General features: G+C 63.7%; 19 protein-coding genes. 10 read left to right on the plus strand and 9 right to left on the minus strand.

Features of this window, described 5'->3' with window-relative positions:
• Positions 1–19 precede the first annotated feature (19 nt).
• From folA to proX, 4 genes are all read left to right on the plus strand, one after another.
• Positions 20–514 carry a type 3 dihydrofolate reductase gene (folA, locus tag KW821_RS03985; protein ID WP_218290519.1) on the plus strand — a complete coding sequence of 165 codons (495 nt, stop codon included), beginning with the start codon at positions 20–22 and terminating at the stop codon, positions 512–514.
• Positions 515–980: 466 nt separating this feature from the next.
• On the plus strand, positions 981–2,177 hold the full coding sequence (proV, locus tag KW821_RS03990; RefSeq protein WP_042651733.1) for a glycine betaine/L-proline ABC transporter ATP-binding protein ProV: 1,197 nt from the start codon (positions 981–983) through the stop codon (positions 2,175–2,177).
• Positions 2,174–3,319 carry a glycine betaine/L-proline ABC transporter permease ProW gene (gene proW / locus KW821_RS03995; RefSeq protein ID WP_218290520.1) on the plus strand — a complete coding sequence of 382 codons (1,146 nt, stop codon included), beginning with the start codon at positions 2,174–2,176 and terminating at the stop codon, positions 3,317–3,319. The genes proV and proW overlap by 4 nt, the downstream gene beginning before the upstream one ends.
• Entirely contained in the window at positions 3,316–4,320 is a 1,005-nt protein-coding gene (gene proX, locus KW821_RS04000; RefSeq protein ID WP_218290521.1) for a glycine betaine/L-proline ABC transporter substrate-binding protein ProX, read from the plus strand. The genes proW and proX overlap by 4 nt, the downstream gene beginning before the upstream one ends.
• Positions 4,321–4,425: 105 nt before the next feature.
• On the opposite strand, the gene KW821_RS04005 is transcribed toward proX, so the two are convergent.
• Genes KW821_RS04005 through KW821_RS04015 form a run of 3 tightly spaced genes read right to left on the minus strand, consistent with a single transcriptional unit; the run spans position 4,426 to position 8,724 of the window.
• Positions 4,426–5,232, minus strand: coding sequence for a phosphoadenylyl-sulfate reductase (locus KW821_RS04005; RefSeq protein WP_218290522.1), 807 nt, complete (start codon positions 5,230–5,232; stop codon positions 4,426–4,428).
• Positions 5,222–6,946 (minus strand): assimilatory sulfite reductase (NADPH) hemoprotein subunit, encoded by a 1,725-nt coding sequence (gene cysI, locus KW821_RS04010; protein ID WP_218290523.1) that lies wholly within the window; start codon positions 6,944–6,946, stop codon positions 5,222–5,224. The genes KW821_RS04005 and cysI overlap by 11 nt, the downstream gene beginning before the upstream one ends.
• A complete protein-coding gene (locus tag KW821_RS04015; protein WP_218290524.1) occupies positions 6,946–8,724 on the minus strand; it encodes an assimilatory sulfite reductase (NADPH) flavoprotein subunit in 1,779 nt (592 codons plus the stop codon). Before KW821_RS04015 ends, cysI begins: the two co-directional genes overlap by 1 nt.
• 183 nt (positions 8,725–8,907) lie before the next feature.
• On the opposite strand from KW821_RS04015, the gene KW821_RS04020 reads away from it, so the two are divergent.
• Positions 8,908–9,714, plus strand: coding sequence for a PhzF family phenazine biosynthesis protein (locus tag KW821_RS04020; RefSeq protein ID WP_218290525.1), 807 nt, complete (start codon positions 8,908–8,910; stop codon positions 9,712–9,714).
• A gap of 99 nt (positions 9,715–9,813) precedes the next feature.
• On the opposite strand, the gene lysS is transcribed toward KW821_RS04020, so the two are convergent.
• Positions 9,814–11,352 (minus strand): lysine--tRNA ligase, encoded by a 1,539-nt coding sequence (lysS, locus tag KW821_RS04025; protein WP_033132420.1) that lies wholly within the window; start codon positions 11,350–11,352, stop codon positions 9,814–9,816.
• Positions 11,353–11,372: 20 nt separating this feature from the next.
• Positions 11,373–12,471 (minus strand): peptide chain release factor 2 gene (gene prfB / locus KW821_RS04030; protein ID WP_126623275.1). Its coding sequence is split into 2 segments (ribosomal slippage): positions 11,373–12,395 and positions 12,397–12,471, totalling 1,098 coding nucleotides; the frame shifts between segments, so codons are not numbered across the junction.
• 251 nt (positions 12,472–12,722) lie between these two features.
• On the opposite strand from prfB, the gene KW821_RS04035 reads away from it, so the two are divergent.
• On the plus strand, positions 12,723–14,594 hold the full coding sequence (locus KW821_RS04035; protein ID WP_042651740.1) for a methyl-accepting chemotaxis protein: 1,872 nt from the start codon (positions 12,723–12,725) through the stop codon (positions 14,592–14,594).
• Between the two features lie 243 nt (positions 14,595–14,837).
• Here the strand turns inward: KW821_RS04035 and gltS are convergent, their stop codons facing one another.
• On the minus strand, positions 14,838–16,037 hold the full coding sequence (gene gltS, locus KW821_RS04040) for a sodium/glutamate symporter (protein ID WP_042651741.1): 1,200 nt from the start codon (positions 16,035–16,037) through the stop codon (positions 14,838–14,840).
• A 567-nt stretch (positions 16,038–16,604) separates the two neighbouring features.
• On the opposite strand from gltS, the gene ansA reads away from it, so the two are divergent.
• The gene (ansA, locus tag KW821_RS04045; protein WP_218290526.1) at positions 16,605–17,612 is read left to right on the plus strand and encodes an asparaginase; all 1,008 of its coding nucleotides are present in this window, start codon (positions 16,605–16,607) and stop codon (positions 17,610–17,612) included.
• 235 nt (positions 17,613–17,847) lie between these two features.
• Here ansA and KW821_RS04050 read toward each other — a convergent pair whose 3' ends face one another.
• Positions 17,848–18,126, minus strand: a complete 279-nt coding sequence (locus KW821_RS04050) for a YeaC family protein (protein ID WP_218290527.1) — start codon at positions 18,124–18,126, stop codon at positions 17,848–17,850.
• 33 nt (positions 18,127–18,159) lie between these two features.
• Positions 18,160–19,590, minus strand: a complete 1,431-nt coding sequence (locus KW821_RS04055) for a glyceraldehyde-3-phosphate dehydrogenase (RefSeq protein ID WP_218290528.1) — start codon at positions 19,588–19,590, stop codon at positions 18,160–18,162.
• A gap of 210 nt (positions 19,591–19,800) precedes the next feature.
• On the opposite strand from KW821_RS04055, the gene KW821_RS04060 reads away from it, so the two are divergent.
• Positions 19,801–20,604: a DUF2989 domain-containing protein gene (locus KW821_RS04060; RefSeq protein ID WP_218290529.1), complete on the plus strand. Its 804-nt coding sequence runs from the start codon at positions 19,801–19,803 to the stop codon at positions 20,602–20,604.
• A complete protein-coding gene (locus KW821_RS04065; protein ID WP_218290530.1) occupies positions 20,601–21,152 on the plus strand; it encodes an NUDIX domain-containing protein in 552 nt (183 codons plus the stop codon). The genes KW821_RS04060 and KW821_RS04065 overlap by 4 nt, the downstream gene beginning before the upstream one ends.
• Positions 21,153–21,224: 72 nt before the next feature.
• Here the strand turns inward: KW821_RS04065 and sppA are convergent, their stop codons facing one another.
• Entirely contained in the window at positions 21,225–23,069 is a 1,845-nt protein-coding gene (gene sppA / locus KW821_RS04070; protein ID WP_218290531.1) for a signal peptide peptidase SppA, read from the minus strand.
• A 316-nt stretch (positions 23,070–23,385) separates the two neighbouring features.
• On the opposite strand from sppA, the gene KW821_RS04075 reads away from it, so the two are divergent.
• Complete coding sequence (locus KW821_RS04075) at positions 23,386–25,401, plus strand: NADPH-dependent 2,4-dienoyl-CoA reductase (protein WP_218290532.1); 2,016 nt, start codon at positions 23,386–23,388, stop codon at positions 25,399–25,401.
• The last annotated feature ends 78 nt before the right edge of the window (positions 25,402–25,479 follow it).

Consider the following 25,479-nt stretch of genomic DNA (forward strand, 5'->3'; position numbering starts at 1 on the left):
GCTGCAAGAGGCTGAACCCATGCAAATTTCCATGATTGCCGCCATGGCGCAGGATCGCGTTATCGGGCTGGACAACCAGATGCCCTGGCACCTGCCCGCCGATCTGGCCCACTTCAAGCGGGTCACGCTGGGCAAGCCGGTGCTGATGGGGCGCAAGACCTTCGAGTCCATCGGTCGGCCGCTGCCCGGGCGCCGCAACCTGGTGATCAGCCGCAACCCCGATTACCGGGTCGATGGGGTGGAGGTGGTCGATTCGGTCGAGGCCGCGCTGGCGCTGCTGGCGAGCGGCGAGGCGGTGGCGGAACTGATGGTGATCGGCGGTGGCCATCTCTATGCCCAGCTGTTGCCGAGGGCGGATCGCCTCTACCTGACCCGGATCGAGCTGGCGGTCCCGGGGGACACACGTTTCCCCGCCTTCGACGAGGGGGAGTGGCTGTGCCTCGAGCGCGAGGCTCATCCGGCGGACGAGAAGAACCCGCACCCCTACCGCTTCGAGACCTGGCAGCGACGTTAGTCCACTCGCACCAAGCAGGCCCCTCCCGTTGCGAGGGGCTTTTTTTTTGCGGCTTGGCCGTCGCACCCGGCATCGATTCTCGCTCTGCCCAACCCCCTCCGAGTGTTCCCCTTATAGCGATTAAATATAGTTAGTATTGTAATCATTTAAGGGCCCTTCATGGGAGGCAGCCATCCACCCGGGAATGGCCCTCCGCCATGACCTTCATTCGCTTGATTTTGCTCATCAAATGGAATGGTTATGGATTTTCATTGCAAGAACCTCATGTTTCTTCGGTGTTATTCGGTCATCTGTTGAATTTTTGTTGCTGTAAATAAGTTATAAAAATCAGTTATTTATGACTGTAGTGATTTCTTGGGACTCTTATGGTTCTTTTGTTGTTCATGGAAATTGTTTAGTGTGGAAAGTAATTGGTTCGCGTTCGGCAGGCTAATCACCCAGATGTCGACCATGAAAAAAGGACAGTATGACAGTCAAACTCGAAGTCAAATCACTCTATAAAATCTTCGGAGAACATCCGGAAAAGGCCTTCAAATTGCTGGCGAAAGGCCACGACCGCGCCAGCATCCTGCACAAGACAGGACAGACATTGGGGGTGCAGGGGGTCGATCTGGCCATCCACGAGGGGGAGATCTTCGTGGTGATGGGCCTCTCCGGCTCGGGCAAATCCACCCTGGTGCGCCTCTTCAACCGCCTCATCGAGCCGACCCGTGGTCAGGTGCTGATCGACGGCGAGGACATAGCCGCCATCTCGGACAGCGAGCTGCGCCAGGTGCGGCGCAAGAAGATCAGCATGGTGTTTCAATCCTTCGCCCTGATGCCCCACCTGAGCGTGCTGGAAAATACCGCCTTTGGCCTGGAACTGGCCGGGGTGCCGCTGGCGGAGCGCCAGCAGAGTGCCCGTCAGGCACTGCACCAGGTGGGCCTGGGGCAGTGGATTGACGCCTACCCCGATGCCCTCTCCGGCGGCATGAAGCAGCGGGTCGGCTTGGCCAGGGCGCTGGCCAATGACCCCGACATCCTGCTGATGGACGAGGCCTTCTCCGCGTTGGATCCGCTGATCCGCACCGAGATGCAGGACGAGCTGCTCAAGCTGCAGGCCAGCCAGCAGCGCACCATCGTCTTCATCTCCCACGATCTGGACGAGGCGATGCGCATCGGCGATCGCATCGCCATCATGCAGGATGGCCAGGTGGTGCAGGTCGGCACCCCGGACGAGATCCTGAACCAGCCCGCCAACGACTATGTGCGCGCCTTCTTTCGCGGGGTGGATCTCGCCAACGTGTTCAGCGCCCGGGATGTGGCCAGTCGCAAGCAGACGCCGCTCATCAAGAAACACACCACGGACGGGCCGGGCAACGCCCTGCGCCAGCTCAAGGAGCTGGAGCGGGAGTACGGCTACGTGGTGGATCGCAGCCGCCACTTCATCGGGGTCGTCTCGGTCGAGTCGCTGAGTCAGGCGGTGCGTGACAGGGGGAGCCTGGAGCAGGCGCTGCTGGCGGACATCCAGCCCATCCTGGCCGACACCTCCCTCAACGAACTCATCAGCCAGGTGGCCGCCGCACCCTGTCAGGTGCCCGTGGTCGAGCAGGATGGCACCTATCTTGGGCTCATCTCCAAGGCCAACCTGCTGAACACCCTGGACAGGAGTACCCCGCTATGAATTTGATCCCTCACCGTCTGCTGGCCGGCTTGCTGGCACTGTTGTTATTGGCGAGCGGCCCGGCCTGGGCCGACGAGGCGCAGGCCGATCCCTGGGGCGCCACGGCCACCACCGCCACCAGCGATCCCTGGGGCAGCACCGAAACCCAGGCCGCCGACTGGCAGAACCAGATCGCCACGGCGGATACCGGGGCGTCCATCGACTGGCTGGATCCCTTCCAGCAGGCCTTGGTACCGCTGGACCGCTGGGTCGAGAGCGGCATCGGCTGGCTGGTGGAGAACCTGCGGCCGGTGTTCCAGCTGGTGCGGGCGCCGGTGGAGCTGACCCTCAACGCCATGACCCACGTGCTGCAGACGGTGCCCTCCGCCCTGATGATAGGCCTGCTGACCCTGATCGCCTGGCAGCTGGTCAACGGCCGCATGGCGCTCGGCACCCTGGTCTCCCTCATCGGGATAGGCCTCATCGGTGCCTGGTCCGATGCCATGGTGACCCTGTCGCTGGTGCTGACCTCGCTGTTCTTCTGCGTCCTGATCGGGCTGCCGGTCGGCATACTGCTGGCCCGCAGCGAGCGGCTCTCCACCTGGACCCGGCCGCTGCTGGATGCCATGCAGACCACCCCGGCCTTCGTCTACCTCATCCCCATCGTCATGCTGTTTGGCATCGGCAACGTGCCCGGGGTGGTGGTGACCGTCATCTTCGCCCTGCCGCCCATGATCCGGCTGACCATGCTGGGGATCCGGCAGGTGCCCGCCGATCTGGTGGAGGCGGCCCACTCGTTCGGTGCCAGCCCCTCCCAGCTGCTGTTCAAGGTGCAGCTGCCGCTCGCCATGCCCACCATCATGGCCGGGGTCAACCAGACCCTGATGCTGGCGCTCTCCATGGTGGTGATCGCCTCCATGATCGCGGTCGGCGGCCTGGGCCAGATGGTGCTGCGTGGCATCGGCCGCCTCGACATGGGGCTCGCCTCCATCGGCGGCCTCGGCATAGTGCTGCTGGCCATCGTCCTCGACCGCCTGACCCAGGCGATGGGGCAGCCGGATCGCAGCCGGGTCGGCCGCTGGTATCAGCGTGGCCCCCTGGCGCTGCTGCTGCGCCTGTGCGGTCGCAGCAAATCCATTCATTGCAAAGGAGTAACCTCATGAGACGCATCACCAAGAGCCTGACCCTGGGCACCCTGTTGCTGAGCACGGTCGCCATGGCCAGCACCGAGCTGCCGGGGGAGGGCGTCAAGGTGCAGCCCCTGCAGAGCTCCTTGCCGGAAGAGGCGTTCCAGAGCCTGCTGGTCAGCAAGCTGATGACGCGGCTGGGTTATGAGGTGCGACCCGCGCAGGAGGTGGACTACAACGTGGCCTATGCCTCGGTGGCGCAGGGGGATGGCACCTTCCTGGCCTTTAACTGGATCCCGTTGCAGGACAACAAGTACGAGCAGGCGGGGGGTGACAAGGTGTTCTTCCGCCAGGGCACCTATGTGGCCGGCGCCGCCCAGGGCTATCTCATCGACAAGCAGACCGCGACCCAATACGGCATCACCAACCTGGGTCAGCTCAAGGATCCCAAGCTGGCGGCGCTGTTTGACGGCGACGGTGACGGCAAGGCGGATCTGGTGGGCTGCAACCCGGGCTGGGGCTGCGAAGGGGCGATCAACCAGCATCTCGACGAGTTCGGCCTGACCCCGACCGTCAGCCACAAGCAGGGCAACTACGCGGCCCTGGTCGCCGATACCCTGGCCCGCTACCAGAGCGGCAAGCCGGTGCTCTATTACACCTGGACCCCATACTGGCTCAGCAGCGAGCTGGTGCCGGGGCGGGACGTGGTGTGGCTGGAGGTGCCTGCCGATGCCAGGGGGGCGGACCAGACCCGCTTGCCGAACGGCAAGAATTACGGCTTTGCCGTCAATACCATGCACATAGTCGCCAACAAGGCCTTCACCGATACCAACCCGGCGGCCGCCAAGCTGTTCAGCATCGTCAAGCTGCCCCTCAACGACATCAACATCCAGAACGGGCTGATGAACAAGGGGCAGAACAAGCCGGCGGATGTGGAGCGTCATGCGGATGCCTGGCTCAAGGGGCATGAAGCCCTGGTCAATGACTGGCTGACTCAGGCGCGTGCCGCAGCGGCACAAGGCAACTCTGCGGGCTAAGGCCCCCTCGGCGCGGCCCAGCCCATGGATGTCAGCAAGCAAAACGCCCGGCCATTGCCGGGCGTTTTTTATGGTCGGAACGCAGCAACAGGCTGCGCTCCAGGCTCAGATGCCGGAGCCGTCGTGCTCGCCGCTCTCTTCGTGCAGGCCGCACTCGCGCTTGAGGCCGAAGAAGCGGGTCTGCTCCTCGCTCATGCCCGGCTCCCACTTGGTGGTGGTGTGCACATCGCCTACCGAGAGGTAACCCTGCTCCCACAGGGGGTGGTAGGGCAGCTCGAACTCCTTGAAGTAGTAGAAGACGTCCTTGTTGCTCCAGTCGATCACCGGCAGGAACTTGAAGCGGCCGCGCTGTATGGCCAGTACCGGCAGCTTGCCGCGGCTGCCCGCCTGCTCCCGGCGCAGGCCGGAGAACCAGGTGCGGGCGCCGAGCTCCCTCAGGGCGCGGTCCATGGGCTCCACCTTGTTGAGCTGGTTGTAGCGGGTGATCCCCTCCACTCCCTGCTCCCACAAGAGGCCGAAGCGGGCCTCCTGCCAGGCCGGGCTGAGCTCGGCCCGGTAGATCTTCAGGTTGAGGCTGAGGCGCTCGGTCAGCTGGTCGATGAAGTGGTAGGTCTCGGGGAAGAGATAGCCGGTATCGGTCAGCACCACGGGCACATCGGCCCGCTCGCGGCTCACCAGGTGCAGCATCAGTGCCGCCTGGATGCCGAAGCTCGACGACAGCACATGCTCTCCCGGCAGATTCGCCAGCGCCCAGCGCACCCGCTCGGGTGCGCTCATGGCGTCCAGCTCTCGGTTGAGGGGGGCCAGCGCCTCGCTCTGCTCCTCCCGGCCGAGGGAGAGCAGGGCGTCGAGGTCGAGCCTGCCATCGGCGGTCAGTGTCAGCCGCCCGCTATCAATGAGTTCAGGCTGCATAGAAGTCCCTCGCGGAGTCGATGACGGGGGCAATCACCCCAACCCGGATCACGAAGTCGCCGAAGCACTCGTTCGAGTTGCGCTCCTTGGCCCAGCGGCCGATCAGGGCATCGAGTTCGGCCAGGATCTGCGGCTCCGTGATGTTTTCCTGATAGAGGCGGGGGATCCGGGTCCCCTCCAGGTTGCCCCCCAGGTGCAGGTTGTAGCGACCAGGGGCCTTGCCCACCAGACCCACTTCCGCCAGCATGGCACGGCCGCAGCCGTTGGGGCAGCCGGTGACCCGGAAGATGATGGCGTCATCAGCCAGCGCGTGTTTGGCCAGCAAGGCTTCGATGTCGGTGACGAAGGCCGGCAGCATGCGCTCGGCCTCGGCCATCGCCAGCGGGCAGGTGGGCAGCGCCACGCAAGCCATGGACTGCTTGCGTTGCTCGCTCACGCCGTCGTCCAGCAGGCCATACTGGCGCGCCAGGGCTTCGATGCGCGCCTTCTCGCTGGCGGGGACGCCGGCGATGATCAGGTTCTGGTTCGCGGTCAGGCGGAAATCCCCCTGATGGACGCGGGCGATCGCCAGCATGCCGGTCTTGAGCGGCTTGCCCGGGAAGTCCAGCAGGCGGCCGTTCTCGATAAACAGGGTGAGGTGGTGCTTGCCGTCTATCCCTTCCACCCAGCCGAAGCGATCCCCACGGCTGGTGAACTCATAGGGGCGAACCGGCCCGAACGGGATGCCGGCGCGGCTCTCCACCTCGGCCTTGAAGGCCGGGGCGCCGACGCGCTCGAGGGTGTACTTGGTCTTGGCGTTCTTGCGGTTGACCCTGTTGCCCCAGTCACGCTGGGTACTGACCACGGCGGCAGCCACTTCCAGCACGTGGGAGAGCGGGATGAAGCCGAAATCGCTCGCCTTGCGCGGGTATGTGCTGGTGTCGCCGTGGGTCATGGCCAGACCCCCGCCCACCAGAACGTTGAAGCCCACCAGCTTGCCGTGATCGCTGATGGCCACGAAGTTGAGATCGTTGGCGTGGATGTCCACATCGTTGTGGGGCGGGATCACCACTGTGGTCTTGAATTTGCGCGGCAGGTAGTTGGAACCGAGGATCGGCTCCTCGTCACCCCCCAGCTTCTCGCCATCCAGCCAGATCTCCACGTAGGCGCGGGTCTTGGGCAGCAGGTGCTCGGAGATCTTCTTGGCCCACTCGTAGGCTTCCTGGTGCAGCTCGGACTCCACCGGGTTGCTGGTGCAGAGCACGTTGCGGTTCACGTCGCCGGCGGTGGCTATGCTGTCGATGCCGGTGCTGTTGAGGGTTTGGTGCATCAGCTTGATGTCGCGCTTCAAGACCCCGTGGAACTGGAAGGTCTGGCGGGTGGTCAGGCGGATGCTGCCGTACAGGCTGTGCTCCTCGGCGAACTTGTCGATCACCTGCCACTGGGCCGGGGTGATGATGCCGCCCGGCAGGCGGGCGCGCAGCATGACGTTGTGCAGCGGCTCCAGCTTCTGGGCGGTGCGCTCGGCGCGGATGTCTCTGTCATCCTGCTGATACATGCCGTGGAAGCGGATCAGCTGGAAGTTGTCGCCGTTGAAGCCACCGGTGAGGGGATCCTGCAGATCCTGCTCTATGGTGCCGCGCAGGAAGTTGCTCTCGCGCTTGAGGCGCTCGTTGTCGGACAGTGGCCCTTCAACCGGTCCTGCTTCTTGTTTCGAGATTGTTTGCTTGCTCATCAATAGACATCCCTTTGATAACGTTTGGCACGACGCAATTCGCTCAGATACTCTTCTGCTTCCTCATGGCTCTTGTGACCATGTTCGGCAATCACCTCCAGCAGGGCCTGCTGCACATCCTTCGCCATGTGGTTGGCATCGCCACAGACGTAGAAGTGGGCACCGGCTTCCAGCCACTGGAACAGCTCGGCCCCCTGCTCGCGCAACTTGTCCTGCACATAGATCTTGTGGCCCTGATCCCGGCTGAAGGCCAGGGAAATTTTCGACAGCAGGCCGGATTTCACATAGCGCTGCCACTCCACTTGATAGAGGAAGTCCTGGGTGAAGTGGGGGTTGCCGAAGAACAGCCAGTTCTTGCCCTCTGCCCCTGTGGTTTCCCGCTCCTGCAGGAAGGCGCGGAACGGCGCTATGCCGGTGCCCGGGCCCACCATGATCAGCGGAGTCTGCGGGTTCGCCGGCAGGCGGAAGTTGTCGTTGTGCTCCACGAACACCCGCACCTCGGCCTCTTCCGGCAGCCTGTCCGCCAGATAGGAGGAGGCGCCGCCGCTGCGCAGGGTGCCATCGGCCTGGGGATGGCGCACCACGCCCACGGTCAGGTGCACCTCCTCTTCCACCTCGCTCTGGGCGGAGGCGATGGAGTAGAGGCGCGGGGTGAGCGGGCGCAGCAGCGCGACGAGTTGTTCGGCGCCGAGCTTGGCGGGGAAGCGCTTGAGCACATCCACCACCTGGGCCGCGGCGACCAGGGCATTGACCTGGGCCTTGTCCCCCGCCAGGTCCTTCAGGGCGGCGTTGCCAGAGATGTCGGCCAGGCCTGTGATGAAGCCGCCGTGCAGCCGGGTCAGCTCGAAATGCTGGGTCAGCGCGGTGCGCAGCGGGCCCTGGGCGGTGGCTTCATCGCCATTGAGGCCGGTCAGGGTCAGCACCTCGCTCACCAGCGCGGCATCGTTGTCGAACCAGATCCCGAGGGCATCCCCCGGCTGGTAGCTGATACCGGACTCCGCCAGGTCGATCTCGATGTGACGGATATCCTTGGTGGAGTCGCGGCCGGTGATCTTCTGGTTGAGTGACAGCCGGGCCGGGAAGGGGTTCTCCTTGTGATACTGGCTGTGACCGACGGCACTTTGTACCGCACCGGCCAGGCTGGCGCTGGCCGTGCCGGCCTTGAGGGTAGTAGCGGCGGCATTGACCGCCTGCTCGCCCCAGGCCTTGGCGGCCGCCTGGTAGTCCACGTCCAGGCTGGCGAGTTCATGCAGGCGCTCGGCGCCCGCCTTTGCCAGGAAGTCGTCGAAGTCCTTGCCGGTCTGGCAGAAAAATTCGTAGGAGCTGTCGCCCAGCCCCAGCACGGCGAACTTGAGCCCCTCCAGCTTGCCTATCTTGCCCTTCTTGAGCTGCTCGAACAGATCCACCGCGCTCTCCGGCGGCTCCCCCTCCCCGTAAGTGCTCACTACCACCAGCAGGTGGCTCTCTTTCTTGAGCTGCTTGGGCTTGTAGTCGGCCATGGAGATCAGGGTGACGGGCAGGCCGAGGACCTGCGCCTGTTGCTGGATGACGCACGCCACGCCCTTGGCGTTGCCGGTCTGGGAGCCGTAGAGGATGGTCAGGCTGCCACCCGCCGCCGGGCTGGCCGCGGCGCCGGTGACCGGCTGGCTGCCGGACTGGGAGAGGCCATAGAGATAGCCGCTCACCCAGGCCAGTTGCTGGGTGTTGAGGGTCGCGAGGACCTGATTCAGCTGGCGTTGCTGGTCGCCAGAGAGGGGAGAGATATCCGTAAGTTGCATCACACACGTCTTCCATGGTCTGATTTTTGGTCAGGTTAAGGGGCGCGATGGATAACAACAAAGAATAAAAATGTCTTCTTTATGCGATTTGTGAATTTATAAAGTCAGGATCCGGCTCAAGCCGCCCTTGACCCGTGTTATAAAAGCGCAGTGATGAGTCCTCCCGCCAGCCACACAGGATAGATGTCGATGACCAGATTGTTTCATGTCAATGCTTTCAGCCAGCGCCCCTTCGGTGGCAACCCCGCCGTGGTGGTGCTGGGGCCCGAGCGGTCCGATGCCGAGCTGCAGGCCATGGCGGCGGAGTTCAACCTGTCGGAGACCGCCTTCCTCAGCCCCATCGGGCCCGCGCACTACCGGCTGCGCTGGTTCACCCCGGCGGTAGAGGTGGATCTGTGCGGCCACGGCACCCTGGCGGCCGCCCATGTGCTGTGGCAGACAGGGACGGTGGCCCGTGCGCAGACCCTGCGCTTCGAGACCCGCAGCGGCGAGCTGCAGGCTTGCCGTGAGGGGGAGTGGATCCGGCTCGACTTCCCGCGCATCCCGCTGGCCCCCCTGACGCTGGATCCGGCCTACGCCGCAGCGCTCGGTTGCCGGCCGCTGCAAACCCTGGCGGCCGGCGCCAAGTTCCTGCTGGAGCTGGGGAGTGAAGAGGAGGTGAGGGCCCTGGCGCCGGATTTCCACGCCCTGCGCGCGCTGCCCGGTCGCGGCCTGATGGTGACGGCGCCGTCCAGCCGCACGGACGATGACTTCGTCTCCCGCTACTTCGCCCCCTGGGTCGGGGTGGAGGAGGATCCGGTCACCGGCTCCAACCACTGTGCCCTGGTGCCGTTCTGGGCCGAGCGTCTCGGCAAGACGCAGCTGAGGGCGCGCCAGATCTCCGCCCGGGGCGGGGAGCTGGTGCTCCAGTTGCAGGGGGATAGGGTGTGGATGTCGGGTCAGGCGCTGACCCTGTGGCAGGGGGAGTGGCTGCTGCCACCCGGCGCGTAAGCCGCAAGCCGGCAGTTTCTCTTCGCCATAAAAAACGCCCCGCAGTTGCGGGGCGTTTCTAGTGCTATCGAGCATTCAGGCCAGGCCCGAGGCGATGGCTTATTTCTGTTGTGGGCGGAGGGCCGGGAACAGGATGACGTCGCGGATGGTGTGGCTGTTGGTGAACAGCATCACCAGACGGTCGATACCGATACCCTGACCGGCGGTCGGCGGCAGACCGTGTTCCAGCGCGGTCACGAAGTCGGCGTCGTAGAACATGGCTTCGTCGTCACCGGCTTCTTTCTGGTTCACCTGATCCTGGAAGCGCTTGGCCTGATCTTCCGCATCGTTCAGCTCGGAGAAGCCGTTGGCCAGCTCGCGGCCACCGATGAAGAACTCGAAGCGGTCGGTCACGTCAGGGTTCTGGTCGTTGCGACGGGCCAGCGGGGAAACGGCGGCCGGGTACTCGGTGATGAAGGTCGGTTGCAGCAGCATGTGTTCCACCGTCTCTTCGAAGATGGCGGTGATCACGTGACCCAGCTCCCAGCCCTTCATCAGATCGATGTGCAGACGCTTGGCGACGGCCTTGGCGCTCTCCAGGGTAGACAGATCTTCCAGCGTCACGCCCTCGGCGTACTTCAGGATGGAGTCCACCATGGTGAGGCGCTGGAACGGCTGACCGAAGTCGATGGTCAGGCCCTCTTCGCCCTCTTTGGCGTAATGGATCTTGGTGTCACCCAGGATGTCCTGGGCCAGGGTGCGCAGCAGCTCTTCGGTCAGGTCCATCAGATCGATGTAATCGGCATAGGCCATGTAGAACTCGATCATGGTGAACTCGGGGTTGTGACGCACCGAGATGCCTTCGTTACGGAAGTTGCGGTTGATCTCGTACACGCGCTCGAAACCACCGACCACCAGCCGCTTCAGATAGAGCTCGGGGGCGATACGCAGGTACATGTCGATGTCCAGCGCATTGTGGTGAGTGACGAACGGACGCGCGGAGGCACCACCCGGGATGACCTGCATCATGGGGGTTTCCACTTCCATGAAGCGCTTCTCGTTGAAGAACTTGCGGATGCCGGAGACCACCTGGGTGCGGATCATGAAGGTCTTGCGGGACTCTTCGTTGGCGATCAGATCCAGGTAACGCTGACGGCAGCGCGCTTCCTGATCGGTCAGGCCCTTGTGCTTCTCGGGCAGCGGACGCAGCGCCTTGGTCAGCAGACGGATGGTGGAGACGTGGACGGAGAGCTCGCCGGTGTTGGTGCGGAACAGGGTCCCTTCCACGCCGACGATATCGCCCAGATCCCACTTCTTGAACTGCTCGTTGTAGAAGCCTTCCGGCAGATCGTCACGGGTCACGTAGATCTGGATCTTGCCAGCCATGTCCTGCAGGGTCGCGAAGGAAGCCTTACCCATGATCCGACGGGTCATGATACGACCGGCAATCTTCACCCGTTTACCCAAGGCCGTCAGTTCGTCGGCGCTCTTGTCGCCAAACTCGGCGTGCAGATCGCCGGACAGGCTGTCACGACGGAAGTCGTTGGGGAAGGGATTGCCCTGGGCGCGCAGGGCGGCCAGCTTGGAGCGACGCTCGGTCATCTCGTTGTTCAGTTCGAGCTGATTCTCGACTGCCGGAGTGGTGGTTTGTTCAGACATGGTGATTCCTGCTGCTCTGTTTACAGGCCTGATTTCAGGCTGGCTTCGATAAACTTGTCCAAGTCGCCGTCGAGTACCGATTGGGTATTACGGGTCTCGACGCCGGTGCGCAGATCCTTGATACGGGCATCATCGAGCACGTAAGAGCGGATCTGACTGCCCCAGCCGATATCGGACTTGGTCTCTTCGAGGGCTTGCTTCTCAGCGTTCTGCTTCTGAATTTCCAGCTCGTAGAGCTTGGCCTTCAGCTGCTTCATACACTGATCTTTGTTCTTGTGCTGGGAACGGTCGTTCTGGCACTGCACCACCACCCCGGTCGGGATGTGGGTGATACGCACCGCGGACTCGGTCCGGTTGACGTGCTGACCACCGGCGCCGGAGGCACGGTAGACGTCGATGCGCAGATCGGCCGGGTTGATGTCGATCTCGATGTCATCGTCGATCTCGGGGTAGACGAACACCGAGCAGAACGAGGTATGACGACGGCCACCCGAGTCAAACGGTGATTTACGGACCAGGCGGTGCACGCCGGTCTCGGTGCGCAGCCAGCCGAACGCATACTCGCCGGTGAACTTGACGGTGGCGGACTTGATGCCGGCCACGTCGCCGTCAGACAGCTCGATCAGCTCCGGCTTGTAGCCGTGGGCATCGCCCCAGCGCAGGTACATGCGCAGCACCATGTTGGCCCAGTCCTGGGCCTCGGTGCCACCGGAACCGGACTGGATGTCGATGTAGCAGTCGGAGCCATCGTGCTGGCCGGAGAACATGCGGCGGAACTCGAGATCCACCAGCTTGGCTTCCAGCTGATCGGCTTCGGCCACGGCTTCGTTGAAGGTCTCCTCGTCTTCGCCTTCGACCGCCAGGCTGACCAGCATCTCGACGTCCTCAGCACCTTGTGTCAAGACGTCTATGGTGTTGACCACGTTGTCCAGCGACACGCGCTCTTTACCCAGCGCCTGTGCGCGCTCTGGCTCATTCCAGACATCCGGCTGTTCCAGCTCGGCATTGACCTCTTCTAGACGCTCTTTCTTGGCGTCATAGTCAAAGGTACCCCCTAAGCAGCTCGGTCCTCTCAGACAGCTCCTTAAGCTTGTTTAATACAGGATTGACTTCAAACATCGTGAAAACTCTCGGGGTCGATGTGATTTAAAAACGGGATATTCTAGCCAATTGCGGAAGGAATAGACAGGGTTGGCTGCCCCTGACCGGCTTTGGAGGCCGATTTCCGCGCTCATTTGCCCCGCATCAGCGGAAAATATCGCCTGTTACCACATTCTCAGCTTCAGTTTCGACTGGATTGGCCGCTAACAATACATGGTGCTATGCGCCGTCCTGGTAATCCTGTTCCTGACTCACAAGAAGAAAACACGATGAAAAACCTATCACTCAAGCAGAAGATACTGTTGTCTGTGGTGATCGCCCTGTCGCTGGTGATCCTGCTGCTCTCCTGGCAGAGCTATACCAGTCAGAAGTCACTGCTGCTGCAAGGCAGTCAGGAGCAGGTACAACGGCTCGGCAGCCAGCAGGCCGAGCGGATCAGCGACTGGCTCTCCGCCCGTCGCGATGTCATCCAGGCGCTGGGCAACAAGGCCAGCCCCGAGCCCCTCAACGCGCTGCAACAGGCGCAGGTGTCCGGCCGCTTCCAGCTCACCTATTTCGGTGAGGGCAGTGGCAAGATGAACGACTCGGATCCCTCCATCAACCGTGACGGTTACGATCCCCGCTCCCGCGGCTGGTATCAGGAGGCCATGGGCAAGGGCGGCATGATAGTGACCAAGCCCTATCTGGACGTGGCCTACAACATCATGGTGGTGACCCTGGCCCAGCCGGCGCAGGGCGGGGTGGTCGGCGGCGATCTCTCCATCGCCTCCCTGGTGGAAGACGTCACCAAGATGAAGCTGCCCGCCGACGGCATCGCCATCATGATGCACAAGGACGGCACCGTCATCGCGTACAAGGACGCGGCCAAGGCGATGAAGCCGGCCACCGAGATCGACAATGATCTCTCCAACGCCCTGATCGAGCAGAGCAAGAGCAGCGCCAGCCTGGTGCCCGCCTATTTTGACAACGAGGGCCGCGACAAGCTGCTGTGGGCCATGGATATCCCGGACACCGACTGGGAGCTGGTGCTGGTGCTGGACAAGGCCACCCTGGAGGCGCCGCTCTCCTCCCTGCTGATGACCCAGCTCGGCCTGGCTCTGCTGGTGCTGGTGGGCAGCATCCTCGCCATCTCCTGGCTGGTCAGCCTGCTGCTGGGCCCGCTCGGCAAGGTCTCCCAGGCCCTGGCCCGCATCGCCGACGGTAACGGCGATCTGACCCAGCGCATCAAGATCGACGCCAACGACGAGGTGGGTCAGCTGGCCAACAGCTTCAATCGCTTCGTCGGCAGCCAGCATCAGCTGATCGGCAACATCCGCCAGCTCGCCAACGAGCTGAACGCGGATGCCGAGCGCAGTCTGGTGACCAACCAGGCCGCGGTGGAAGAGCTGCAGCGGCAACAGCAGGAGGTGACCATGGTCGCCACCGCGGTGACCGAGATGGCGAGCGCCACCATGGAGATCGCCGGCAACGCCGAGAACACCGCCGCCGCCGCCCAGCAATCCGCCCAGAGCAGCGAGCAGGGCAAGATGCTGGTGAACCAGACCCGTCAGTCCATCAACAGCCTGGCCGAGGAGGTGGGGCAGGCGACCGGGGTGATCGGCGAGCTGAGCCGCCATGCCCAGGCCATCTCCGGCATCCTCTCCACCATCCAGGGCATCGCCGAGCAGACCAACCTGCTGGCGCTGAACGCGGCCATCGAGGCGGCCCGTGCCGGTGAACAGGGTCGTGGCTTCGCCGTGGTGGCGGACGAGGTGCGGGTGCTGTCGCGCCGCACCCAGGACTCCACCCAGGAGATCCAGTCCACCATAGAGACGCTGCAGCAGACCACGGCCCGTGCGGTCAGCCTGATGCAGACCAGCCAGGGGCTGGCGGACAACAGCGTGAAGGACGCCGATGCCGCCGCCGCCGCGCTGGAGGAGATCACCCAGGCGGTCTCGCTCATCTCCGACATGGCGGGTCAGATCGCCACCGCCGCCGAGGAGCAGACCCAGGTGACCGGCGAGATCACCCAGAACACCACCGCCATCAAGGATGTGAGTGACGAGATCACCGCCGCCGCCATGCGGGATCTGGATCAGGCGCAGGGCCTCAAGGGCCGTGCCACCAACCTGAACCAGCAGGTCTCGACCTTCATCCTGTAAGAAAGGCTCAGGAGGCGGCGCCATTCCGGCGTCTCATGAAAAAAGCCCCGCACGAGAGTGCGGGGCTTTTTGTTGTCCGCCATCCGGCCAATGCTTTGATGGGATGCGTCCTGGCTGTCGCTGGTGGGGGGGGCTCGTCATGGGCTGCCCGCTCGGCCGCAATGGATGCCGTGTGGCGGGAGCCAGCAAGCAAAGAGCCCACCATAAGGTGGGCTCTGTTCATATAGTGTCTAGCGCGGCGCGTTACAGGAAGGGCAGTGCCAGGAACAGCTTGATCACCATGGCATTGATGATGTCGATGAAGAAGGCGCCGACCATGGGCACCACCAGGAACGCCATGTGGGACGGACCGAAGCGCTGGGTGATGGCCTGCATGTTGGCAATCGCCGTCGGGGTGGCACCGAGGCCGAAGCCGCAGTGACCCGCCGCCAGCACGGCCGCGTCGTAGTTGCTGCCCATGACCCTGAAGGTGACGAAGACGGCGTAGAGCGCCATCGCCACGGTCTGGACGGCCAGCAGGACGAAGATCGGCAGCGCCAGGCTGGCCAGATCCCACAGCTTCAGGCTCATCAGGGCCATCGCCAGGAACAGCGACAGGCTGACGTTGCCGAGCAAGGAGACTTCCCGATCGCTCACCTCGTGCCATTTCAGCAGGGAGAGCAGGTTGCGCAGCAAGACGCCGGTGAACAGCACGCAGACGAAGACCGGCAGCTCGAGGGCACCGCCCTTGAGGTAGAGGGAGATCAACTCGCCGCCCTTCAGGCAGATGGCGATCAGCGTCACCGTCTCGATCAGGCTGTAGGTGGTGATCGGGCGCTCTATTTCGGGCATCTCGAAGCCCTGGGGGGCTTCGTCCCTGTTGTGCTCCTCACCGGGCACCTGCACCTTCTTCACCAGGTAGCGGGCGACCGGGCCGCCGATCAGGCCACCCAGCACCAGACCGAAGGTGGCGCAGGCCATGGCGAGTTCGGTCGCCGATTGCAGACCGTACTTCTCGCTGAAGATGGCGCCCCAGGCCGCCCCGGTGCCGTGGCCGCCGGAGAGGGTGATGGAGCCGGCCAGCAGCCCCATCAGCGGATCCAGCCCGAGCAGGGTGGCCAGGCCAATCCCCAGGATGTTCTGCATCATCAGCAGGCCGGTCACTACCAGCAGGAAGGTGAACACCGCCTTGCCGCCCCGCTTGAGGTTGGCGAGATCGGCGGAGAGGCCGATGGAGGCGAAGAAGGCCAGCATCAGCGGTGTCTGGAATGCGGTATCGAAGCGCAGCTCCACGTCCATGCTGGCGCGCAACAGCACCAGCACCAGGGCGACGACCAGGCCACCGGCCACCGGTTTGGGGATGCTGAAGGTGCGTAGCACGCCGATCCGGTTGACCAGCGAGCGGCCGAGCAGCAGCACCAGGGTGGCTGCGACCAGGGTGGCATAAGGATCAAGTTGTATCATTCGGTACTCCCATGTTGATTGGCTGTGTCTTCGCTGATGAAGACGCACAGATTCAGCCGGGATGAAAAACAGTGTGGCTAAGACGCCAATTTCAGGAGGGGCGACAGGCCCCACCCCATGTGGATATGGGGTTTATACGAGCCTGATTCCATCAGGCATCCAGAGGTGATTTAATCAAAATCCGCCGGATAGTAGCAAAAAATACCAACTCCATCCATATTTGTCAGATTAATGGTTGTTTTTTAACATTGTTGTGATATTTATCACTTTTTAAGAAAGCCGGATCCGGCCCTAAAAAACCTGCCGGCGACGCTCCTTTTTGGGCGTCGACTTTGATGCTCAGACGGCTTAGACGCCCTCGACAAAGTGGCGATGACGAGGCCGATTGCTCACCATGCCATTTACCTGTTGCCGGCTCATCGCGAGGCGAGCGACATGATGCGAAACGGCCGCGTTGCCAGCGGGTGGCGACTCGCCGCTTTCCCGTCTGGGAGAGGAATAGGAAGTGAAGAAATCGGGTGATCCCTATATGATTTGCCGGTTTCCAGCCCATAGAGAGGAGAGGGTGTGAAGAAGTCTATCTACATCGCCTACACAGGCGGCACCATAGGGATGCAGCGTTCCGACCACGGTTATGTGCCGATGGCGGGCTTTATGGAAGACTGTCTGGCACGGATGCCCGAGTTTCATCGAGCCGAGATGCCCGATTACCACATTCATGAATATGCTCCCCTCATCGACTCCTCCGACATGACCCCGGCGGACTGGCAGCGCATCGCCGAGGACATTCGTGACAACTACGAGAAGTACGACGGCTTCGTGATCCTGCACGGCACCGACACCATGTCGTTCACCGCCTCGGCGCTCTCCTTCATGCTGGAAGATCTGCACAAGCCGGTCATCATCACCGGCTCCCAGATCCCGCTCGCCGAGCTGCGCTCGGACGGTCAGCAGAATCTGCTCAATGCGCTCTATATCGCCGCCAACTACCCGATCCACGAGGTGACGCTGTTCTTCAACAACCAGCTCTATCGTGGCAACCGCAGCAAGAAGGTGCATGCGGACGGCTTCCACGCCTTCGACTCGCCGAACTACCCGCCGCTGCTCAACGCCGGCATCGCCATCGCGCTGGAGGCGGGGGAGCTGGGGGTGCCGTCCGAGCGTGCCCTGGTGCTGCACGACATCACCCCCCAGCCCATCGGCGTAGTGACGCTCTATCCCGGCATCTCCAGCGAGGTGATCGCCAACATCTTGCAGCAACCGGTGCGGGCGCTGATCCTGCTGTCGTTCGGGGTGGGCAACGCGCCACAGAATCCGGCCATGCTGGCGCTCTTGTCCGAGGCCTCGGCCCGCGGCGTCATCATCGTCAACCTGAGCCAGTGCCTGCACGGCAAGGTCAACATGGGCGGCTATGCCACCGGCAACGCGCTCTCCCGGGCCGGGGTCATCTCGGGCTTCGACATGACCGCCGAGGCGGCGCTGACCAAGCTGCACTTCCTGCTGAGCCAGGACTTGCCGGCGCCGCGTATCCGCGAGCTGATGCAGCAATCCCTGCGCGGCGAGCTGACGCCCTGAAAAACTGTCCACGATCTTACTGCGAAGCCGTGATCAAGGCTCATGTGCTGCTCGGAATCCTCACGTATATCTATACGCTCCGGTTCCTGCGCTGCTCTTCACCTTGCTGACGTCTTCTCGCGACAGGTCGTGAACAGCTTCTGGCCTCCTCACCATGAGGGGGAGGGAAAAGAGAGGGGAGCCATTATGGCTCCCCTCTTTGCTATGGCGTGCGAGCCAGGGCTCGCGGCAAGGCTCAGTGACTGATCTCGATACGGACTATCTCTTCCTCGTCACGATACTGACGCTTGAGCTCGCCCTTGCTCTTCATGACGATCTCGCCATCGCGGCCTATGTTCATGTGCTCGGGATTGTCGAGGTGCATCGCCTGCCAGGCCATCACGGCCTGCAGGGAGGTGGCCTTCTGCTCCTCGGTGAGGGGCTGGCCGTCCGGCCACTTGCCGAGCTCGACCGCGGTCTTGAGCCGCTCGTACACTTCCTTGGGCATCTGCCCTATCACCTGTTGAAACGACATCGGCCTCTCCTTGCAAATTGAGCCATGAAGGGATCAGGCAGGCAGATCCTGGCGTACCACGCCGGCCATCTGCTCCATCACCCGTACCACCTGACAACTGTACCCGAACTCGTTGTCATACCACACGTACAGCACGCAGTGATCCCCCTCGGCGATGGTGGCCTGGGAGTCCACTATGCCCGCGAAGCGGGAGCCCACCATGTCGGAGGAGACCAGCTCGGTGCTGGCGCTGAAATCGATCTGGCGATGCAGGGCCGAGCTCAGCGCCATCTGCTGCAGATAGGCGTTGAGGCTGTCCCGGTCGGTAGCCTGCTCCAGCGACAGGTTGATGATGGCCAGCGATACGTTGGGGGTCGGCACCCGGATGGCGTTGCCGGTCAGCTTGCCCTTGAGCTCGGGCAGCGCCTTGGCCACCGCCTTGGCGGCGCCTGTGCTGGTCATCACCATGTTGAGCGCGGCACTGCGGCCACGGCGCTCGCCCTGGTGATAGTTGTCGATCAGGTTCTGATCGTTGGTGTAGGAGTGCACCGTTTCCACGTGACCGTGGCGGATGCCGTACCTGTCTTGCATCACCTTGAGCACCGGGGTGATGGCGTTGGTGGTGCAGGAGGCGGCGGAGATGATGCGATCGTCCAGGGTGATCACCTGGTGGTTGACCCCGAACACCACGTTCTTCATCTCCCCCTTGCCGGGGGCGGTCAGCAGCACCCGGGCGGCGCCGCGGGCCTTGAGGTGTTCGCTCAGGCCGGCCTCATCGCGCCAGACCCCGGTGTTGTCGACGATCAGCGCATCCTGGATGCCATAGGCGGTATAGTCGATGTCGCTCGGGCTGTTGGCGTAAATCACCTGGATGAAGGTGCCGTTGGCGATGATGGCGCTGCGCGCTGCATCCACCTCGATGGAGCCGTTGAAGGGGCCGTGCACCGAGTCGCGGCGCAGCAGGCTGGCGCGCTTCTCCAGATCCCCCTCGCGGCCGCCGCGCACTACTATTGCCCGCAGGCGCAGGGAGTTGGCGGCGCCGGTGCGCTCGATCAGCAGCCGGGCCAGCAGGCGGCCGATGCGGCCGAAGCCGTACAGCACCACGTCGGTCGCGGGGGGCACGGCGCCGTGCAGCGCCGGTGCCAGCTGGGCGCGCAGGTAGTCGTCGAGGCTGGCCTCGTCCTGGTGATCCTGCCAGTAACCGACGGCCAGCTTGCCGATGTCTATCTCGGCGGCGGTCGGGTTCAGGGCGAGGATGGCTTGCAGCAGGGGGAAGCTCTGCTGGATCGGGAGGGGAGTGCCCTGGTGGCGGCGAACGACCCTGTGGGCCTTGAGGATGTCGATGGTGGAGGCGTTTTGCAGGGGGCGTCCAAAGATGGTGATCTCTATCCCTTGCTGGCGGTAGAGACGACCGATCAAGGGTTGCATGGCTTCGGCGAGCTCCTGGCTCTCCTGCCACGCCTGCAAGTAGTGCTCGTGGGTCATTAACCAGATCCTTTATTTCACGTTGTTGAAGCAAATTGCCGGGGCAAATTGAAATTCGTCGAATGCAGATCGGTGTAGGGCCGTTCATTTCGTTATATTATTCTGCAGTCGCGGCCTTATACGGCGCGCGCATTGTAATGGATATGTAGCCTGTTTGCTAGTTGGCGGTGGCCATGGCGGGTTGCGATTGTTACCAATCAGAAGTGAGCCATGACCCCATTTTCCCTGCGTCCGTTACTGCTCGGCCTGTCCTGTTGTCTGACGCTGATGGCCTGCGACGGCGACCGGACCAACGACATCTGTGCCAAGAATCAGCAGCTCTGCGTGGATCTGGTGGACGACGGCTGGTGTCGCCCCGAGCGCGGTGAGGTCATCCAGGCCCGCTACCGTCTGCAGGAAGAGGGTTCGGACCGGGACAGCTACGCGCTGATGCTGGGTCTGGAGCGCTACCTGCAGTGCGCCGAGCACTCCACCAACGTCGAGTACAAGCGGGCAAGGGAGCAGAAGAGCCCCAGGGTGGAGGGCATGCTGGCCGCCGGCACCCAGCTGGAGCAACTGGCGGTGCAGACCCGGGCCTCCCGGGATCCTTACCTGCTGCTCTGGCACTGGACCCATCATCGCAACCCGCAGGCGCGGGCCAGCTTCCTCGCGCTGGAGGGCAGCCCCGCGCTGGAGGAGCCCGAGCTGCAGCTGGCATTGGGGGGCATCTATGCCCAGCGCGAGCCGCGCAAGGCCATCGCGCTGATGCACCACGCTCTCAGCCTCTATCGGGAGGGGGACAAGGTCAACGGCCGCATCCTCACCTCCCTCAGCACCCTCTACATGAGGCAGCAGGAGTTCGGGCTGGCCTATCAGTGGGGCAAGGTGAGCGAGTCGTTTCAGGACAGCCCCGAGCTCTCGGCCAACCGGCTCGGGCTCTACCACGCCATCGGCAAGGGTGAGCAGGATGCCGGCGATCGGCTGGCCGCCACCATAGTCCAGCAGCTCCAACAGGGGGTCTACCGTCCGCTATGAACGTGCTTGAGTCATCACAGGAGTGGAGCGATCCCTTCGACATTCGTCTGTTCCATGCGCAGGTCGGCGGCGACGGGCGGGTGCTCGAGCGCACCACAGTCCGGGCCGTGGTGCTGCGCGGCGATGAGCTGCTGCTGGTGCACTCCAGGGTCAATGGCGATCTCATGTTCCCGGGCGGCGGCGTCGAGGCCGGGGAGTGCCACGGCACCGCGCTGGCCCGCGAGCTGCGCGAGGAGTGCGGCGCCGAGCTGCTGGAGGTGGGGGTGCTGCTGGGGGAGACGCGGGAGTTTCGCGCCGCCCGCGAGGCGGATTATGACGCCTACTGCATCCACTCCTTCTACTACCTCTGCCGCTTGGGGGAGGCGTGGAGCGAGCCGCGGCCCCAGCCCTACGAGATCCGGCTCGGCTTCACCCCCGGCTGGTTCGCGCTGGATGAGGCGCTGCAGCGCAACAAGACCCAGCTGGCTGGCCCCTGTCCCCAATGGACGGTGCGGGAGACCCGGGTGCTGGCCGAGCTGCAGCACTGGGTCGACGCCGGCCTGTTGTGAGCCGGGCCGCCTGGCCCAAGTTCGCAGATAAAAAAACCGCCAGAAGGCGGTTTTTTTGTTGTCGCTGCCGGCTCAGGGCTGGCAGACCGGGCAGAAGGCATAGGTGCCTTGCGGATCGTTGAAGCGGGTCAGCGGATCGAGACCCCGGTTGAGCTCCAGCATGGCCTTGCCCAGACCGGCGGGCAGCCAGCTCTGCAGATGGGGGGCCAGCGCGCGGGCGCTGCTGTCGAACAGCTCGCGCAGGAACCTGTCCCTCGCCGACTCTTCCTGTTCGATGGGGGTCACCTGCCAGCTCTTGAGGTTGGCCAGCTCGGCGGCGGCCTTGAGGGCGTCGTCCAGATTGCCGAACTCGTCCACCAGGCCAAGATCCTTGGCATCCTGGCCGGTCCAGACCCGGCCTTCGGCGGCTTTCTCCGCCTCTTCCGGGCTCAGGCCCCGGCCCTTGCCGACCAGGCCGACGAAGCGCTGGTAGGTGTCTTCCACACTCAGCTGGATGGCCTGACCGACGTGCTCCGGCAGGGCCCGGGTCAGGCCGACGCCGGCGAAGTCGGTGGTGCCGACGCCGTCGGTGTGCACCCCGTACAGGGAGAGCGCCTTGTCGATGGTGGCGAACATGCCAAACACCCCGATGGAGCCGGTGAGGGTGGTGGGGGAGGCGAAGATCTTGTCCGCATCGGCGGAGATCCAGTAGCCCCCGGAGGCGGCATAGCTGCCCATGGAGATGACCACCGGCTTGCCCGCCTGTTTCAGGGCCAGCAGCTCGGCGCGGATCTGCTCGGCGGCGAAGGCGCTGCCGCCGGGGCTGTCGACCCGCAGCACCAGGGCCTTGACCTGATCGTCGCGGCGGGCATCGGCCAGCAGATCGGCCAGGCTGTCACCGCCTATGGTGCCGGCAGGCTGGACCCCATCCATGATGGCGCCGCTGGCGACGATGAGGCCCACCTCATCCTTGCCGCTCTGGGGATATTGCTCGGGGAGGGCGGCCAGATACTCCTTCAGGCCGACCCCTTTCCAGCCGTGCTCCTCGTCTTCCCCCACTTCCTTGATGACCGCCTGGGTCATCTCGTCGCGGGTGGCGAGCTGATCCACCAGGCCGTTGTCGAGGGCGTAGCTGGCGGCATTGCCACCGGCCTTGCGCAGCAGCTCGAGGAAGCGATCCTTGCTCGGGGCGACGGCGTCGGGCTCTATCTCCCGCTGCCCGGCCACGTCGGTTACATAGGATTGCCACAGTTGATCCAGCCAGCGCTGGTTCGCCTCCTTGCTCTCCGGGGACATCTCATCGCGGATGTAGGGCTCGACGAAGGACTTGTAGGTGCCGACCTTGAACACGTGGGGGGTGACGTTGAGCTTCTCCAGCGCCGACTTGAAGTAGGTCTGGTAGACGCCGAGCCCCTCGATCAGCACGGCGCCGCTCTGGTTGAGCAGCACGTGATCGGCGTGGGCGGCGATCAGGTAGGCACCCTGGCTGTAATAGTCGGCCATGGCGATGACCGGCTTGCCGCTCTCCTTGAACTCGTCGATGGCGTTCGCCACCTCCTGCAGCTTGGAGAGGTTGGAGCCTTGCAGCCCCTGGGGCTTGAGCACCAGCGCCTTGATACGATCGTCATCCTTGGCGCTGTGAATGGCCCACAGCAGATCGGCGAGGACGATTTCGCTCGGCTGATCGTCGCTCTTGTCCACCTGCTTGAGCAACTGCACGGTCGGATCGGTTTGGGTGCGCTGTTCGACCAGCACGCCGGCGAGATTGAGGGTGAGGGCGCCCTCGATGGGGGTATTGGGCGCCTCTGTCTGGCCGACGCTGAAGACGATAACCAGCACTATGATGAGAAACAGCAGATTGACCAGCATCAGCCGGGTAAAATTGAGCAGACGCCAGAGGCTGCGAAACAGCCACCCCAGACCTTTGAAAATAGACATAGCCGCGTTATCGCCCTGTTAATGGGTAGAGAAGGGCCATTATTAACCAGTTGGCCCGTCAATTGCCATTTCCGCTTGGGGGCGATCCACACCCCACTCTTCGGAACACGGCTGTTCGCTGAAAAAATGTCCAAACATTTGTTTGAAAAAGAAATTTCGATTCTTTACTCTAGCCTCAGTTTGATAACAAAAAATTAACTGGAGGCCCTGTGAGCCGCTACCCGACGTTGCCGACCCCCCTAGATCCAGCTTGTACCCCCTCGCGTCGCAGCGTGCTCGCGATCCCCTGTGCCTCGGTCTTGCAAGGAGCCGCATCATGAGCCGCTACCCGAACCTGCTGGCCCCCCTCGATCTCGGTTTCACCCAGTTGCGCAACCGGGTGCTGATGGGCTCCATGCACACCGGCCTCGAAGAGGAGAAGGGCGGCTTCGACAAGCTGGCCGCCTTCTATGCCGAGCGGGCTCGCGGCGGCGTCGGCCTCATCGTCACCGGCGGCATAGCGCCGAATCTGCGCGGGCGCCTGGTGCCGCACGGCTCGCAGCTCAGCTTCCCCTGGCAGGTCGCCAAGCACAAGAAGGTGACCGCGGCCGTGCATCAGGAGGGGGGCAAGATAGCGCTGCAGATCCTCCATGCCGGGCGCTATGCCTACCATCCGTTCAGCCTGGCGCCGAGCGCCCTCAGGGCCCCCATCTCCCCGTTCAAGCCGCGCGCCATGAGCGAGCGCCAGATCCGTGGCACCATCCGCGACTTCGCCACCACCGCGGCCCTCGCCAAGGCGGCGGGCTATGACGGGGTCGAGGTGATGGGGTCGGAAGGCTATCTCATCAACCAGTTCATCTGCGAGCGCACCAACCAGCGCAGCGATGGCTGGGGCGGCAACAATGACAACCGCATGCGCTTCCCGCTGGAGATAGTGCGCGCCATTCGCGAGCGGGTCGGCACCGACTTCATCATCATCTTCCGCCTCTCCATGCTGGATCTGGTGGAGAAGGGCTCCTCCCTGGAGGAGGTGATTGCCCTGGGCAAGGCGCTGGAGCTGGCCGGGGTGAGCCTCATCAACACCGGCATCGGCTGGCACGAGGCGCGCATCCCCACCATAGCCACCAGCGTGCCGCGCGGTGCCTTCAGCTGGGTGACGGCTGAGCTCAAGAAACATCTGAGTGTGCCGCTTATCACCACCAACCGCATCAATACCCCCGAGGTGGCCGAGCGCATATTGGCCCAGGGGGAGGCGGACATGGTCTCCATGGCGCGTCCCTTCCTGGCCGACCCCGAGTTCGTCATCAAGGCCGCCGAGGACAGGGCGGACGAGATCAACACCTGCATCGCCTGCAACCAGGCCTGCCTCGATCACGTGTTCAAGCAGAAACGCGCCTCCTGCCTGGTCAATCCCCGCGCCTGCTTCGAGACCGAGCTCAATTTCGGTCGGGTGCCCCAGCCCAAGAAGCTGGCGGTGGTGGGCGCCGGCCCGGCCGGGCTGGCGTTCGCCTGCTACGCCGCCGAGCGCGGCCATCAGGTGAGCCTGTTCGATCAGGCGCAGACCATCGGCGGCCAGTTCAACTTCGCCAAGCAGATCCCGGGCAAGGAGGAGTTTCACGAGACCCTGCGTTACTTCGCCAGGCGGCTGGAGAAGTGCGGCGTCGAGCTCTATCTCGGCCAGCGGCAGAGCGCCGAGAGCCTGCTCGGTGGCGGCTTTGACGAGGTGATCCTCGCCACCGGCATACGCCCGCGCACCCCCAACATTCCCGGCATCGATCATCCCAAGGTACTGAGCTATATCGATGTGCTGCGGGATCACAAGCCGGTGGGTGACAAGGTGGCGGTGATCGGGGCCGGTGGCATCGGCTTCGATGTGGCGGAGTACCTGGTGGAGGGCAAGGGGGATCGCAGCCGGGATCACTGGCTCAAGGAGTGGGGCATCGACAAGAGCCTCGGTGAGCGTGGCGGTCTGATGACTCCGGTGATCGACGCCCCCGAGCGTCAGATCTGGCTACTGCAGCGCAAGGAGAGCAAGGTGGGGGATGGGCTGGGCAAGACCACCGGCTGGATCCATCGCACCGTGCTCAAGAACCGCAAGGTGCAGATGCTCTCCGGCGTGCAGTACCTGCGCATCGACGACGAGGGGCTGCACATCCAGGTGGGCGAGGCCCAACAGTGCCTGCCGGTGGATCAGGTGATCATCTGTGCCGGTCAGGAGCCCCTCAAGGAGCTGCAGGCCGGGTTGCAGGCGGCGGGCAAGCCGGTGCACATCATCGGCGGTGCCGACGTGGCCGCCGAGCTGGATGCGAAGCGGGCCATCCGCCAGGGGGCCGAGCTGGCCGCCGTCATCTGAGCCGACTCATCGGGTAAGGAAGGGACCAATGGGTCCCTTTTTTTATGGCTCACCCCGGCCCGGGCAGTTTCACCGGGG

Source organism: Aeromonas sp. sif2416 (genome assembly GCF_019218665.1).
GTDB classification, from domain to species: Bacteria; Pseudomonadota; Gammaproteobacteria; order Enterobacterales; family Aeromonadaceae; genus Aeromonas; species Aeromonas encheleia.

What these genes read in the sequence shown, in the direction of transcription:
- folA (WP_218290519.1), top strand. Translation starts at nt 20, where the DNA reads ATGCAAATTTCCATGATTGCCGCCATGGCGCAGGATCGCGTTATCGGG.
- proV (WP_042651733.1), top strand. Translation starts at nt 981, where the DNA reads ATGACAGTCAAACTCGAAGTCAAATCACTCTATAAAATCTTCGGAGAA.
- proW (WP_218290520.1), top strand. Translation starts at nt 2,174, where the DNA reads ATGAATTTGATCCCTCACCGTCTGCTGGCCGGCTTGCTGGCACTGTTG.
- proX (WP_218290521.1), top strand. Translation starts at nt 3,316, where the DNA reads ATGAGACGCATCACCAAGAGCCTGACCCTGGGCACCCTGTTGCTGAGC.
- KW821_RS04005 (WP_218290522.1), bottom strand. Translation starts at nt 5,232, where the DNA reads ATGCAGCCTGAACTCATTGATAGCGGGCGGCTGACACTGACCGCCGAT.
- cysI (WP_218290523.1), bottom strand. Translation starts at nt 6,946, where the DNA reads ATGAGCAAGCAAACAATCTCGAAACAAGAAGCAGGACCGGTTGAAGGG.
- KW821_RS04015 (WP_218290524.1), bottom strand. Translation starts at nt 8,724, where the DNA reads ATGCAACTTACGGATATCTCTCCCCTCTCTGGCGACCAGCAACGCCAG.
- KW821_RS04020 (WP_218290525.1), top strand. Translation starts at nt 8,908, where the DNA reads ATGTCGATGACCAGATTGTTTCATGTCAATGCTTTCAGCCAGCGCCCC.
- lysS (WP_033132420.1), bottom strand. Translation starts at nt 11,352, where the DNA reads ATGTCTGAACAAACCACCACTCCGGCAGTCGAGAATCAGCTCGAACTG.
- KW821_RS04035 (WP_042651740.1), top strand. Translation starts at nt 12,723, where the DNA reads ATGAAAAACCTATCACTCAAGCAGAAGATACTGTTGTCTGTGGTGATC.
- gltS (WP_042651741.1), bottom strand. Translation starts at nt 16,037, where the DNA reads ATGATACAACTTGATCCTTATGCCACCCTGGTCGCAGCCACCCTGGTG.
- KW821_RS04050 (WP_218290527.1), bottom strand. Translation starts at nt 18,126, where the DNA reads ATGTCGTTTCAACAGGTGATAGGGCAGATGCCCAAGGAAGTGTACGAG.
- KW821_RS04055 (WP_218290528.1), bottom strand. Translation starts at nt 19,590, where the DNA reads ATGACCCACGAGCACTACTTGCAGGCGTGGCAGGAGAGCCAGGAGCTC.
- KW821_RS04060 (WP_218290529.1), top strand. Translation starts at nt 19,801, where the DNA reads ATGACCCCATTTTCCCTGCGTCCGTTACTGCTCGGCCTGTCCTGTTGT.
- KW821_RS04065 (WP_218290530.1), top strand. Translation starts at nt 20,601, where the DNA reads ATGAACGTGCTTGAGTCATCACAGGAGTGGAGCGATCCCTTCGACATT.
- sppA (WP_218290531.1), bottom strand. Translation starts at nt 23,069, where the DNA reads ATGTCTATTTTCAAAGGTCTGGGGTGGCTGTTTCGCAGCCTCTGGCGT.
- KW821_RS04075 (WP_218290532.1), top strand. Translation starts at nt 23,386, where the DNA reads ATGAGCCGCTACCCGAACCTGCTGGCCCCCCTCGATCTCGGTTTCACC.